General features: G+C 52.3%; 7 protein-coding genes, 1 tRNA gene and 3 rRNA genes. 5 read left to right on the top strand and 6 right to left on the bottom strand.

Going from position 1 to position 14,053, the window contains the following annotated elements; all coding sequences use genetic code 11:
• Positions 1-88: 88 nt before the first annotated feature.
• Positions 89-1,168 (bottom strand): tRNA/rRNA methyltransferase, encoded by a 1,080-nt coding sequence (locus tag ACO7SM_RS05530; RefSeq protein WP_490470020.1) that lies wholly within the window; start codon positions 1,166-1,168, stop codon positions 89-91.
• Between the two features lie 214 nt (positions 1,169-1,382).
• Between ACO7SM_RS05530 and trxC the strand changes: the two genes are divergently transcribed.
• The 5 genes from trxC (at position 1,383) to ACO7SM_RS05505 (ending at position 7,104) form a co-directional block, all read left to right on the top strand.
• Positions 1,383-1,802: a thioredoxin TrxC gene (trxC, locus tag ACO7SM_RS05525; RefSeq protein WP_490470019.1), complete on the top strand. Its 420-nt coding sequence runs from the start codon at positions 1,383-1,385 to the stop codon at positions 1,800-1,802.
• 69 nt (positions 1,803-1,871) lie between these two features.
• Entirely contained in the window at positions 1,872-2,570 is a 699-nt protein-coding gene (gene tapT, locus ACO7SM_RS05520; RefSeq protein ID WP_490470018.1) for a tRNA-uridine aminocarboxypropyltransferase, read from the top strand.
• Between the two features lie 35 nt (positions 2,571-2,605).
• A complete protein-coding gene (locus ACO7SM_RS05515) occupies positions 2,606-5,266 on the top strand; it encodes a bifunctional acetate--CoA ligase family protein/GNAT family N-acetyltransferase (protein ID WP_490470017.1) in 2,661 nt (886 codons plus the stop codon).
• A 114-nt stretch (positions 5,267-5,380) separates the two neighbouring features.
• Positions 5,381-6,736: a CDP-diacylglycerol--serine O-phosphatidyltransferase gene (pssA, locus tag ACO7SM_RS05510; RefSeq protein ID WP_490470872.1), complete on the top strand. Its 1,356-nt coding sequence runs from the start codon at positions 5,381-5,383 to the stop codon at positions 6,734-6,736.
• 44 nt (positions 6,737-6,780) lie between these two features.
• Positions 6,781-7,104 (top strand): YfiM family lipoprotein, encoded by a 324-nt coding sequence (locus ACO7SM_RS05505; RefSeq protein ID WP_490470016.1) that lies wholly within the window; start codon positions 6,781-6,783, stop codon positions 7,102-7,104.
• Here ACO7SM_RS05505 and kgtP read toward each other — a convergent pair.
• The 5 genes from kgtP to ACO7SM_RS05480 form a co-directional block, all read right to left on the bottom strand.
• The gene (gene kgtP / locus ACO7SM_RS05500) at positions 7,101-8,399 is read right to left on the bottom strand and encodes an alpha-ketoglutarate permease (RefSeq protein WP_490470015.1); all 1,299 of its coding nucleotides are present in this window, start codon (positions 8,397-8,399) and stop codon (positions 7,101-7,103) included. The two genes, ACO7SM_RS05505 and kgtP, sit on opposite strands and share 4 nt — an antisense overlap.
• A 276-nt stretch (positions 8,400-8,675) precedes the next feature.
• Positions 8,676-8,791: ribosomal RNA gene (gene rrf / locus ACO7SM_RS05495) — 5S ribosomal RNA — on the bottom strand.
• A gap of 97 nt (positions 8,792-8,888) precedes the next feature.
• Positions 8,889-11,796: ribosomal RNA gene (locus ACO7SM_RS05490) — 23S ribosomal RNA — on the bottom strand.
• A gap of 216 nt (positions 11,797-12,012) precedes the next feature.
• Positions 12,013-12,088, bottom strand: a tRNA-Glu gene (locus tag ACO7SM_RS05485).
• A gap of 85 nt (positions 12,089-12,173) precedes the next feature.
• Positions 12,174-13,715, bottom strand: a 16S ribosomal RNA gene (locus ACO7SM_RS05480).
• Together the 16S, 23S and 5S rRNA genes with 1 tRNA gene alongside form the textbook arrangement of a ribosomal RNA operon.
• Positions 13,716-14,053: the final 338 nt, after the last annotated feature.

Genomic DNA, 14,053 nt, shown 5'->3' with positions numbered 1-14,053 from the left:
AGGCTGTGAGCCCGGTAAGCATCGCGCCACCGGGCACATCGCCGGATGGCAGCGAAAGCGCCTTATCCGGCTAACATACAAAGCGCAATTACGCTTTGTTTTGACGCCACCATTCAGCAAGCAGCACACCTGTCGCCACTGAGACGTTGAGCGTGTCAACATTACCCGTACCGTCGATCGCAACGCACAGGTCATCTGCAGAAAGTGCGGCTTCCGGTAAGGCGTCGCGTTCACGCCCCAGCACCAGCACCATTTTCTCTGGCAGTGCGGTTGCAAACAGCGGTTTGCCCTGAGCGCTGGACGTCGTGACTACGGTGTAACCCGCCTGACGGAAATCATCCAGCACGTCAACAAGGCTGTCGCCCGTGATCGGCTGCACATGCTCTGCGCCACCTTCAGCAGTACGGATCGCCGCACCTGACTCCAGCAGCGCGGCATCCTGCACCACGACGCCTTTCACGCCAAAGTGCGCACAGCTACGCATCATTCCGCCAAGGTTGTGCGGGTTAGCAATATCTTCCAGCGCCAGCACACAATCCTGTGCCCCCGCCTGACTTACCCACTGCTTAACCGTCGTACCGTTGCGTTTTTTGATCAGGAAACAGACGCCACCGTGGTGTTCCGTACCGGAGGCTTTCGCCAGTTCCGCTTCGTCAACCACGTGATAGGCTTTGCGGTTTGCCGCCATCCAGCGTAGCGCTTCTTTAAAACGCGGGGTCACGCTCTGAATAAACCAGGCGCGTACAATCGCATCCGGACGGCTCTGGAACAGAGCCTGACAGGCATTCTCGCCGTAGACGCGGGTTTCTTCCGCACGTTGGCGACGCAATACTTCAGGATCGATAAAACTTTTGCCGCTGATTCCGCCGTGATCGGCTTTTTCCGTCGTGTCATCGCTCGGGGCACGGGAAACCGTACGCCACGGTGAGTCTTCACGTTTACGGTCGCGTTCAACATCGCGGTCACGACCACGTTCACGACCGCGTTCACTGTTCGGGCCTTTTCTGTCATCACGGGCAGGGCGACGACCGCCTTCGGCTCGGGAAGTACCGGGGCGACCGCCGCCTTTACCAGTACGTGGATTTTGAGTGCGTTTGTCCGAGTCATCATCGCTGCGGACGTACATCACTTTGACCTTGCCGTTTTTGTTCTTCAGTTCGTCGCTCATTTCTTTTCTCCACCTGCGCTGCGCGAAGCGCGCAGATTACCTGATGTGTCACCGGTTAGCCATTATTTCATTTAAAAGCTAATGACTATTGTACCCATCGAATAAAACACATTGTTGTTTAAAACAGTCTCCCCGATAATATGTAACATAATAGAAACATACCGACGTGGATGTGATTGTCGGGAAGTCTACCCTACTCTTCCAGAGGTTAGTTATGAATACCGTTTGTACCAGCTGCCAGGCAATCAATCGCATTCCCGATGATCGTATTGAGGAAGCGGCAAAATGCGGACGCTGTGGTCACGACCTGTTTGATGGAGAAGTGATTAATGCGACCGGTGAAACGCTGGATAAACTGCTGAAAGACGATCTTCCGGTGGTGGTTGATTTTTGGGCGCCGTGGTGCGGCCCATGCCGTAATTTTGCCCCGATCTTTGAAGATGTCGCCGAAGAGCGTAGCGGTAAAGTTCGCTTTGTTAAAGTGAATACGGAAGCGGAACGTGAACTGAGCGCCCGTTTTGGTATTCGCAGTATTCCAACCATCATGATTTTCAAGAAAGGCGAAGTTATCGATATGCTGAATGGCGCAGTGCCAAAAGCCCCTTTTGATAGCTGGCTGAACGAATCACTGTAATCTCTCCGGGGCGCATCTTGTGCCCCGTTTTCACCTCTGCGACAATAGCGTTTTTCAACGCATTCTCCCATGACTGATAACGCTGTTCTCCAGTTACGCGCCGAACGCCTCGCGCGCGCCACGCGTCCCTTTCTTGCCAGAGGTAACCGCATTCGTCGCTGTCAGCGATGCCTGCTGCCATTGAAACAGTGTCTGTGTGACACACTAATCCCTTCGCAAGCGAAAAGCTGCTTTTGTCTGGTGATGTTTGATACCGAGCCGATGAAGCCCAGCAATACAGGCCGTTTAATTGCGGATATTTTACCCGATACCACGGCGTTTCAATGGTCGCGCACAGAACCGCCACAGGCGCTGCTCGAACTGGTGAAAAACCCGGATTATCAACCGATGGTGGTGTTCCCGGCCTCTTATGCAGGTGAAGAGCGCGACGTGATTTTCACGCCCCCGACAGGGAAACCGCCGCTGTTTATTATGCTCGACGGCACCTGGCCGGAAGCGCGTAAAATGTTTCGTAAGAGCCCTTATCTCGACAACCTGCCGGTGATTTCAGTCGATCTGTCACGGCTTTCCGCTTATCACCTGCGCGAAGCCCATGCAGAGGGGCAATACTGCACCGCCGAAGTGGCTATTGCGCTACTGGATCTGGCTGGCGACACCAACGCAGCAAGCAGCCTGGGCGAGCATTTCTCCCGCTTTAAAACGCGTTACCTGGCAGGAAAAACGCAACATCAAGGGAGCGTCACAGCAGACTTATCAGAAAGCGTTTAAAATCATTCGGTCACTGGTGCCATAAGGAAGCCGATATGAGTCAGCGTGGTCTGGAAGCGCTACTGCGACCAAAATCTATTGCGGTGATTGGCGCATCAATGAAGCCCCATCGTGCGGGTTATCTGATGATGCGCAACCTGCTGGCCGGAGGGTTCAACGGCCCCGTCCTGCCAGTGACGCCCACCTGGAAGGCGGTTTTAGGCGTTCTTGCCTGGCCCGATATCGCCAGCCTGCCTTTTACACCCGATCTCGCGGTTCTTTGTACCAATGCCAGCCGCAATCTGGCTCTCCTGGAGGCGCTGGGAGAGAAAGGGTGCAAAACCTGCATTATTTTGTCGGCACCTGCGTCTCAGCATACAGAGCTTCAGTCCTGCGCCCGCCGTTTCAACATGCGGCTTCTTGGCCCTAATAGTCTCGGATTACTGGCGCCCTGGCAGGGCCTAAACGCCAGTTTCTCGCCGGTGCCGATTAAGCGTGGCAAGCTCGCGTTTATTTCGCAGTCAGCCGCCGTTTCCAATACCATTCTGGACTGGGCGCAGCAGCGGGAAATGGGCTTTTCTTACTTTATCGCGCTAGGCGACAGTCTGGATATTGATGTCGATGAATTGCTGGATTACCTTGCACGAGACAGCAAGACCAGCGCGATCCTGCTTTATCTTGAACATTTAAGCGATGCCCGCCGCTTTGTCTCTGCCGCCCGTAGCGCGTCGCGTAATAAACCGATTCTGGTCATTAAAAGCGGCCGTAGTCCGGCAGCTCAGCGTTTACTCAACACCAGTGCGGGGATGGACCCTGCATGGGACGCCGCGATTCAGCGTGCGGGGTTGCTGCGCGTCCAGGATACCCACGAACTCTTCTCTGCGGTCGAAACCTTAAGCCACATGCGCCCACTGCGCGGTGACAGACTGATGATCATCAGTAATGGCGCAGCCCCTGCCGCCCTCGCGCTGGATGAACTTTGGTCACGTAATGGCAAATTAGCCACGTTGAGCGAAGAGACATGTAGCAAACTGAGAGAAGCGCTGCCTGACCACGTCAACATCGCTAACCCATTGAATCTGTGTGATGACGCCAGCAGCGATCATTTTGTCAAAACGGTAGACATTTTGCTGGCCAGCCAGGATTTCGATGCCTTGATGGTGATCCACTCCCCCAGTGCCGTCGCCCCGGGGACCGAAAACGCCCACGCGCTGATTGAAGCGGTGAAGCATCATCCCAGAGGGAAATACGTCACGTTGCTGACCAACTGGTGTGGCGAATTCTCCTCTCAGGAATCCCGCAAATTGTTCAGTGAAGCCGGACTGCCCACCTATCGTACGCCGGAAGGCACGATCACGGCCTTTATGCACATGGTCGAGTATCGCCGGAACCAGAAGCAACTGCGGGAAACGCCAGCACTGCCGACAAACCTGACATCAAATACAACTGAGGCGCACAAGCTACTGCAGCAGGCCATTGATGAAGGTGCAACGTCACTGGATACCCATGAGGTTCAGCCTATTTTGCAGGCCTACGGTTTGCAGACATTGCCGACCTGGATTGCCAGTGACAGTGCGGAAGCGGTGCATATCGCGGAACAAATCGGCTATCCGGTAGCGCTAAAACTACGCTCTCCGGATATTCCGCATAAGTCTGAAGTTCAGGGGGTCATGCTGTACCTGCGTACAGCAAATGAAGTTCAGCAGGCGGCCAATGCCATATTTGATCGCGTAAAAATGGCCTGGCCGCAGGCGCGAATCCACGGCCTGTTGGTACAAAGCATGGCCAACCGCGCAGGTGCGCAAGAGTTGCGCGTGGTGGTGGAGCACGATCCGGTATTTGGTCCGCTGATTATGCTTGGCGAAGGTGGCATGGAGTGGCGCCCTGAAGAGCAGGCGGTCGTTGCGCTGCCGCCGCTAAACATGAACCTGGCGCGCTATTTAGTGATTCAGGGAATAAAGAATAAAAAAATCCGCGGTCGGAGCGCGCTACGTCCACTGGATGTCGCAGGGTTAAGCCAGTTGCTGGTGCAGGTATCGAACCTGATCGTCGATTGCCCGGAAATTCAGCGTCTGGATATCCATCCGCTGCTCGCATCCGCTGACGAATTCACGGCGCTTGATGTGACGCTGGATATCGCCCCTTTCGAAGGCGATAACGAAAGTCGACTTGCGGTACGTCCTTACCCGCAACATCTCGAAGAGTGGGTGGAGTTGAAAAATGGCGAACGTTGCCTGTTCCGCCCTATCCTCCCTGAGGATGAACCGCAGCTTCAGCAGTTCATTTCCCAGGTCACAAAAGAAGATCTTTATTACCGTTATTTTAGCGAGATCAACGAATTCACTCATGAAGATTTAGCCAACATGACGCAGATCGACTACGATCGGGAAATGGCATTTGTCGCCGTACGTCGTCATGACAGCACTGAGGAGATCCTCGGCGTCACGCGCGCGATCTCCGATCCGGATAATATCGATGCAGAGTTTGCTGTATTGGTGCGCTCGGATCTCAAAGGATTAGGGTTGGGACGTCGGTTAATGGAAAAATTGATTGCTTATACTCGGGATCACGGACTAAGACGCCTCAATGGTATTACGATGCCAAACAATCGCGGCATGGTGGCACTGGCCAGAAAGCTCGGTTTTGAGGTTGATATCCAGCTCGAAGACGGAATTGTTGGGCTAACGCTTAATCTTGCCCAGCATGAGGAATCGTGAGTAAGGTACTGGAAATGTTGACCACTTTAATGGGTACTGATGTTATCATTGCCCGCTTATGTCGTCTGCATAGTACAGAGGACCCTTCAATGAACAGAGAAGAAATGCACTGTGATGTTGTCAAAATTTAAGCGTAATAAACATCAACAACACCTTGCCCAACTACCTAAGATTTCTCAGTCAGTTGATGATGTAGATTTCTTTTATGCTCCCGCTAATTTCAGGGAGGCTCTGCTGGAGAAAATAGCCAGCGCGACACGACGTATTTGCATTATTGCCCTGTATCTTGAACAGGATGATGGCGGCAAAGGCATACTCGACGCGCTTTATGCGGCTAAACGGCAGCGTCCTGAGCTGGATGTCCGGGTGCTTGTCGACTGGCATCGTGCGCAGCGTGGGCGTATTGGCGCAGCAGCGTCCAACACCAACGCTGACTGGTATTGCCGAATGGCGCAAGAAAACCCCGGTATTGAGATCCCCGTCTACGGTGTACCGGTTAACACGCGGGAAGCGCTTGGCGTCCTTCATTTCAAAGGCTTTATTATCGATGACAGCGTCATCTATAGCGGCGCCAGCCTGAACGATGTTTATCTGCATCAACATGATAAATACCGTTACGACCGTTATCAGCTTATTCGCAATGCGCAAATGGCGGACATCATGTATGAGTGGGTCACTCAGAATTTGATGAACGGCCGTGGCGTGAACCGTCTGGATGATACGCATCGTCCGAAAAGCCCTGAGATTAAAAATGACATCCGGTTGTTCCGTCAGGAACTACGCGATGCGTCATACCATTTCCAGGGAGATGCCGATAACGAGCAACTTTCCGTGACCCCCCTGGTCGGATTAGGGAAATCCAGTCTGCTTAACAAGACGATTTTCCACCTTATGCCATGCGCGGAGCAAAAGCTCACTATCTGTACGCCTTATTTCAACCTGCCTGCAGTTCTGGTACGTAGCATTATTCAGTTACTGCGTGATGGTAAAAAGGTCGAGATCATTGTCGGTGATAAAACGGCGAACGACTTTTTCATCCCCGAGAATGAACCGTTCAAAATCATCGGCGCGCTTCCTTATCTTTACGAGATTAACCTGCGTCGCTTCCTGAGCCGTCTGCAATATTATGTTAATACCGATCAACTCGTTGTGCGCCTGTGGAAGGATGACGACAATACCTATCATCTGAAAGGTATGTGGGTCGATGACAAATGGATGCTCATCACCGGTAACAACCTGAATCCTCGGGCCTGGCGTCTGGATCTTGAAAACGCGATTCTGATCCACGATCCAAAACAGGAATTAGCCCCTCAGCGTGAGAAAGAGCTGGAGCTTATCCGCACGCATACCACGATTGTTAAGCATTATCGCGACCTGCAGAGTATTGCCGACTATCCCGTTAAAGTCCGCAAGCTGATCCGTCGATTACGTCGTATTCGAATCGACAAATTAATTAGCCGTATTCTGTAAACAAAACCCCGTCCAGTGACGGGGTTTTTCCTGTGGAGGTGTCGGTGCGCTTCTTTATCCTTATTGCTGTTCTGCTTCTTACCGGTTGTAGCCATATGGCGAATGACCGCTGGAGCGGACAGGATAAAGCGCAACATTTTATCGCTTCCGCTATGCTCTCCGCCGCAGGAAATGAATACGCTCAACGCCAGGGAATGAGCCACGATCGCAGTGCCGCATTCGGTCTGATGTTTTCCGTCAGCCTCGGTGCATCAAAAGAATTATGGGACAGCCGCCCCGAAGGAAGCGGCTGGAGCTGGAAAGATTTTGCCTGGGATGTCGCAGGCGCAACTACAGGTTACGCCGTCTGGCAAATGGCTCACGACTAAAGGCGCAGACCTTTGCCTTTACGGTGCAGCATCAATGAAACAAAAAATGCCACGACAGCCATCGCCGTAACGTACCAGAAGAATGAGGTCTCCATACCAATGGACTTCAGCGACAACGCAACATATTCAGCAGACCCCCCGAACAACGCATTCGCCACAGCATAAGAAAGACCAACGCCTAACGCACGCACCTGTGCCGGGAACATTTCTGCCTTCAGGATCCCGCTAATTGAGGTGTAGAAACTCACGATGAGCAACGCGCACATGACCAGTCCAAAGGCGGCATAAGGCGAGGTGACATTCTGTAATGCCGAGAGGATCGGCACCGTAAAAATAGCGGCCAGAGAGCCAAAACATAACATCGATGTCCGTCGCCCGATTTTATCCGATAGCGCACCAATCAAAGGCTGAATAAGCATAAAAACGAACAATGCCGCCGTCATAATTCCGCTTGCCACATTGGCATGCATTCCGGCGGTATTGACCAGATACTTCTGCATATACGTTGTGAAGGTGTAGAAACAGAGCGAACCTGCCGCGGTAAAACCCAACACCATCATGAACGCTTTACGGTTACGCCATAATCCCTTCAACGAACCCGCCTCTTTCAGAGCACGCGTTTCTTGCTGAGACGTTTCATCCAGTTGGCGACGTAACCATAACGCGACAATCGCCAATGCCGCACCCAACGCAAAGGGGATACGCCAGCCCCATGCTCTAAGAGAGGCATCATCCAGCGTTTGCTGGAGAACCACAACAACCAACAATGCCAGAAGTTGCCCACCAATCAGCGTGACATACTGGAATGAGGCATAAAATCCTTTGCGACCTTCTACGGCCACTTCACTCATATAGGTTGCACTGGTTCCGTACTCCCCGCCAACAGACAAGCCCTGAAACAAACGAGCCAGTAACAAAAGCGCCGGAGCCCATGTGCCAATGGTTTCATAGCCGGGCAAGCAGGCGATCACGAGCGATCCCATGCACATCATACAAACCGACAACAGCATCGATTTTTTACGACCGTGTTTATCGGCAATGCGACCAAATAACCATCCACCGATAGGACGCATCAGAAACCCTGCTGCAAAAACACCGGCAGTTTGCAAAAGCTGAGTCGTCGTGTTTCCTGATGGGAAGAAAATGTGGGCAAAGTAGAGAGAGCAGAACGAGTACACATAGAAATCAAACCATTCGACCAGATTCCCGGATGATGCCCCCACAATAGCCCATATGCGACGACGGGTATCACTGTCAGTCAGTGACCCGTTCGCAGTTACACTGCTTTCAGTCATTAGAATTGTACTCCTGCCAAGGATCCAACCGAGAATATCGGCGCTTATTATTGTCACTTAAAGTGAACGGAATGTTATATAGTTGTTATATATAAATATGTGACAGGAATCTAGTTTTTAATTAGCAGGCCAACGATTTAGGAGTATAAGCCAGGGTAGGATCGACTCATCTATATACCGGATCTGATCTGAGAAACACTGCGCCAGTCAGCATTTCCTCGAACCGCAGACGCAAAAAAGCCCATCCTGACGGATGGGCTTTTTTGCTTATTTGATGCCTGGCAGTTCCCTACTCTCGCATGGGGAGACCCCACACTACCATCGGCGCTACGGCGTTTCACTTCTGAGTTCGGCATGGGGTCAGGTGGGACCACCGCGCTACAGCCGCCAGGCAAATTCTGTTTATTAACCCGCTTCTCTGCGCGTTAATCTAATCTGTATCAAGCTGATATTGATGTCTTTCTTTCACCAAAACACCTTTGGCGTTGTAAGGTTAAGCCTCACGGTTCATTAGTATCGGTTAGCTCAATGTATCGCTACACTTACACACCCGACCTATCAACGTCGTAGTCTTCAACGTTCCTTCAGGAGACTTATAGTCTCAGGGAGAACTCATCTCGGGGCAAGTTTCGTGCTTAGATGCTTTCAGCACTTATCTCTTCCGCATTTAGCTACCGGGCAATGCCATTGGCATGACAACCCGAACACCAGTGATGCGTCCACTCCGGTCCTCTCGTACTAGGAGCAGCCCCCCTCAATTCTCCAGCGCCCACGGCAGATAGGGACCGAACTGTCTCACGACGTTCTAAACCCAGCTCGCGTACCACTTTAAATGGCGAACAGCCATACCCTTGGGACCTACTTCAGCCCCAGGATGTGATGAGCCGACATCGAGGTGCCAAACACCGCCGTCGATATGAACTCTTGGGCGGTATCAGCCTGTTATCCCCGGAGTACCTTTTATCCGTTGAGCGATGGCCCTTCCATTCAGAACCACCGGATCACTAAGACCTGCTTTCGCACCTGCTCGAGCCGTCACTCTCGCAGTCAAGCTAGCTTATGCCTTTGCACTAACCTCCTGATGTCCGACCAGGATTAGCTAACCTTCGTGCTCCTCCGTTACTCTTTAGGAGGAGACCGCCCCAGTCAAACTACCCACCAGACACTGTCCGCAACCCGGATTACGGGTCTACGTTAGAACACCAGCCATTAAAGGGTGGTATTTCAAGGTTGGCTCCATGCAGACTGGCGTCCACACTTCAAAGCCTCCCACCTATCCTACACATCAAGGACCAGTGTTCAGTGTCAAGCTATAGTAAAGGTTCACGGGGTCTTTCCGTCTTGCCGCGGGTACACTGCATCTTCACAGCGAGTTCAATTTCACTGAGTCTCGGGTGGAGACAGCCTGGCCATCATTACGCCATTCGTGCAGGTCGGAACTTACCCGACAAGGAATTTCGCTACCTTAGGACCGTTATAGTTACGGCCGCCGTTTACCGGGGCTTCGATCAAGAGCTTCTCCCTAAGGATAACCCCATCAATTAACCTTCCGGCACCGGGCAGGCGTCACACCGTATACGTCCACTTTCGTGTTTGCACAGTGCTGTGTTTTTAATAAACAGTTGCAGCCAGCTGGTATCTTCGACTGATTTCAGCTCCACGAGCAAGTCGCTTCACCTACATATCAGCGTGCCTTCTCCCGAAGTTACGGCACCATTTTGCCTAGTTCCTTCACCCGAGTTCTCTCAAGCGCCTTGGTATTCTCTACCTGACCACCTGTGTCGGTTTGGGGTACGATTTTGTGTTACCTGATGCTTAGAGGCTTTTCCTGGAAGCAGGGCATTTGTTACTTCAGCACCGTAGTGCCTCGTCATCACACCTCAGCGTTAGTAAGCGTCCGGATTTACCTAAACGCTCCGCCTACATGCTTAAACCGGGACAACCGTCGCCCGGCCAACATAGCCTTCTCCGTCCCCCCTTCGCAGTAACACCAAGTACAGGAATATTAACCTGTTTCCCATCGACTACGCCTTTCGGCCTCGCCTTAGGGGTCGACTCACCCTGCCCCGATTAACGTTGGACAGGAACCCTTGGTCTTCCGGCGTGCGGGCTTTTCACCCGCATTATCGTTACTTATGTCAGCATTCGCACTTCTGATACCTCCAGCAACCCTCACAGGCCACCTTCAACGGCTTACAGAACGCTCCCCTACCCAACAACACATAGTGTCGCTGCCGCAGCTTCGGTGCACAGTTTAGCCCCGTTACATCTTCCGCGCAGGCCGACTCGACCAGTGAGCTATTACGCTTTCTTTAAATGATGGCTGCTTCTAAGCCAACATCCTGGCTGTCTGTGCCTTCCCACATCGTTTCCCACTTAACTGTGACTTTGGGACCTTAGCTGGCGGTCTGGGTTGTTTCCCTCTTCACGACGGACGTTAGCACCCGCCGTGTGTCTCCCGTGATAACATTCTTCGGTATTCGCAGTTTGCATCGGGTTGGTAAGTCGGGATGACCCCCTAGCCGAAACAGTGCTCTACCCCCGAAGATGAGTTCACGAGGCGCTACCTAAATAGCTTTCGGGGAGAACCAGCTATCTCCCGGTTTGATTGGCCTTTCACCCCCAGCCACAAGTCATCCGCTAATTTTTCAACATTAGTCGGTTCGGTCCTCCAGTTAGTGTTACCCAACCTTCAACCTGCCCATGGCTAGATCACCGGGTTTCGGGTCTATACCCTGCAACTTAACGCCCAGTTAAGACTCGGTTTCCCTTCGGCTCCCCTATTCGGTTAACCTTGCTACAGAATATAAGTCGCTGACCCATTATACAAAAGGTACGCAGTCACCCCATTAAAGAGGCTCCCACTGCTTGTACGTACACGGTTTCAGGTTCTTTTTCACTCCCCTCGCCGGGGTTCTTTTCGCCTTTCCCTCACGGTACTGGTTCACTATCGGTCAGTCAGGAGTATTTAGCCTTGGAGGATGGTCCCCCCATATTCAGACAGGATACCACGTGTCCCGCCCTACTCTTCGAGTTCACAACACATGCGATTTTGTGTACGGGGCTATCACCCTGTATCGCCGGACTTTCCAGACCGTTCCACTACCACACATGCTGATTCAGACTCTGGGCTGCTCCCCGTTCGCTCGCCGCTACTGGGGGAATCTCGGTTGATTTCTTTTCCTCGGGGTACTTAGATGTTTCAGTTCCCCCGGTTCGCTTCATTACGCTATGTATTCACGTAATGATAGTGTGACGAATCACACTGGGTTTCCCCATTCGGAAATCGCCGGTTATAACGGTTCATATCACCTTACCGACGCTTATCGCAGATTAGCACGTCCTTCATCGCCTCTGACTGCCAGGGCATCCACCGTGTACGCTTAGTCGCTTAACCTCACAACCCGAAGATGTTTCGTAAAACACATCGTGTTGTGAAAATTTGAGAGACTCGAACACACCGCTTATCTGTTCTTATTACGGAGAACAGACACAGTGTGTCGTTTCAATTTTCAGCTTGATCCAGATTTTTAAAGAGCAAATATCTCAAACATGACTCGTAAGTCAGTTTTGAGATATTACGGCAGGTGACTTTCACTCACGAACCAGCAAGTGGCGTCCCCTAGGGGATTCGAACCCCTGTTACCGCCGTGAAAGGGCGGTGTCCTGGGCCTCTAGACGAAGGGGACACTGAAGTCTCAATCGCAAGACGCCTTGCTATTTACTTTCCATCAGACAATCTGTGTGAGCACTACAAAGGCAGGTTCTTTTAGGTAAGGAGGTGATCCAACCGCAGGTTCCCCTACGGTTACCTTGTTACGACTTCACCCCAGTCATGAATCACAAAGTGGTAAGCGCCCTCCCGAAGGTTAAGCTACCTACTTCTTTTGCAACCCACTCCCATGGTGTGACGGGCGGTGTGTACAAGGCCCGGGAACGTATTCACCGTGGCATTCTGATCCACGATTACTAGCGATTCCGACTTCACGGAGTCGAGTTGCAGACTCCGATCCGGACTACGACATACTTTATGAGGTCCGCTTGCTCTCGCGAGGTCGCTTCTCTTTGTATATGCCATTGTAGCACGTGTGTAGCCCTACTCGTAAGGGCCATGATGACTTGACGTCATCCCCACCTTCCTCCAGTTTATCACTGGCAGTCTCCTTTGAGTTCCCGGCCGAACCGCTGGCAACAAAGGATAAGGGTTGCGCTCGTTGCGGGACTTAACCCAACATTTCACAACACGAGCTGACGACAGCCATGCAGCACCTGTCTCACGGTTCCCGAAGGCACTAAAGCATCTCTGCTAAATTCCGTGGATGTCAAGAGTAGGTAAGGTTCTTCGCGTTGCATCGAATTAAACCACATGCTCCACCGCTTGTGCGGGCCCCCGTCAATTCATTTGAGTTTTAACCTTGCGGCCGTACTCCCCAGGCGGTCGACTTAACGCGTTAGCTCCGGAAGCCACTCCTCAAGGGAACAACCTCCAAGTCGACATCGTTTACGGCGTGGACTACCAGGGTATCTAATCCTGTTTGCTCCCCACGCTTTCGCACCTGAGCGTCAGTCTTTGTCCAGGGGGCCGCCTTCGCCACCGGTATTCCTCCAGATCTCTACGCATTTCACCGCTACACCTGGAATTCTACCCCCCTCTACAAGACTCTAGCCTGCCAGTTTCGGATGCAGTTCCCAGGTTGAGCCCGGGGATTTCACATCCGACTTGACAGACCGCCTGCGTGCGCTTTACGCCCAGTAATTCCGATTAACGCTTGCACCCTCCGTATTACCGCGGCTGCTGGCACGGAGTTAGCCGGTGCTTCTTCTGCGAGTAACGTCAATCAACACGGTTATTAACCGTATTGCCTTCCTCCTCGCTGAAAGTACTTTACAACCCGAAGGCCTTCTTCATACACGCGGCATGGCTGCATCAGGCTTGCGCCCATTGTGCAATATTCCCCACTGCTGCCTCCCGTAGGAGTCTGGACCGTGTCTCAGTTCCAGTGTGGCTGGTCATCCTCTCAGACCAGCTAGGGATCGTCGCCTAGGTGAGCCGTTACCCCACCTACTAGCTAATCCCATCTGGGCACATCCGATGGCAAGAGGCCCGAAGGTCCCCCTCTTTGGTCTTGCGACGTTATGCGGTATTAGCTACCGTTTCCAGTAGTTATCCCCCTCCATCGGGCAGTTTCCCAGACATTACTCACCCGTCCGCCACTCGTCACCCAAGGAGCAAGCTCCTCTGTGCTACCGTTCGACTTGCATGTGTTAGGCCTGCCGCCAGCGTTCAATCTGAGCCATGATCAAACTCTTCAATTTAAGTTTGATGCTCGTGAATTAAACTTCGTAATGAATTACGTATGTTCACTCTTGAGACTTGGTATTCATTTTTCGTCTTGCGACGTTAAGAATCCGTATCTTCGAGTGCCCACACAGATTGTCTGATAAATTGTTAAAGAGCAGTGCCGCTTCGCTTTTTCTCAGCGGCGCGGGGTGTGCATATTACGCCATCCCGCTGCAGAGTCAAGCATTTATTTTTGCTTTCTCTGCCGGAGTTCTCAGTGGAACCCCGCTGACCCGGCGGCTTGCGTGCCGTTGTTCCGTGTCAGTGGAGGCGCATTATAGGGAGTTATTTCAGGCTGACAAGCCAAAAATAC

This window comes from Citrobacter sp. LJND-P06 (genome assembly GCF_058188415.1).
This window is presented reverse-complemented; position numbering and strand designations above follow the sequence as displayed.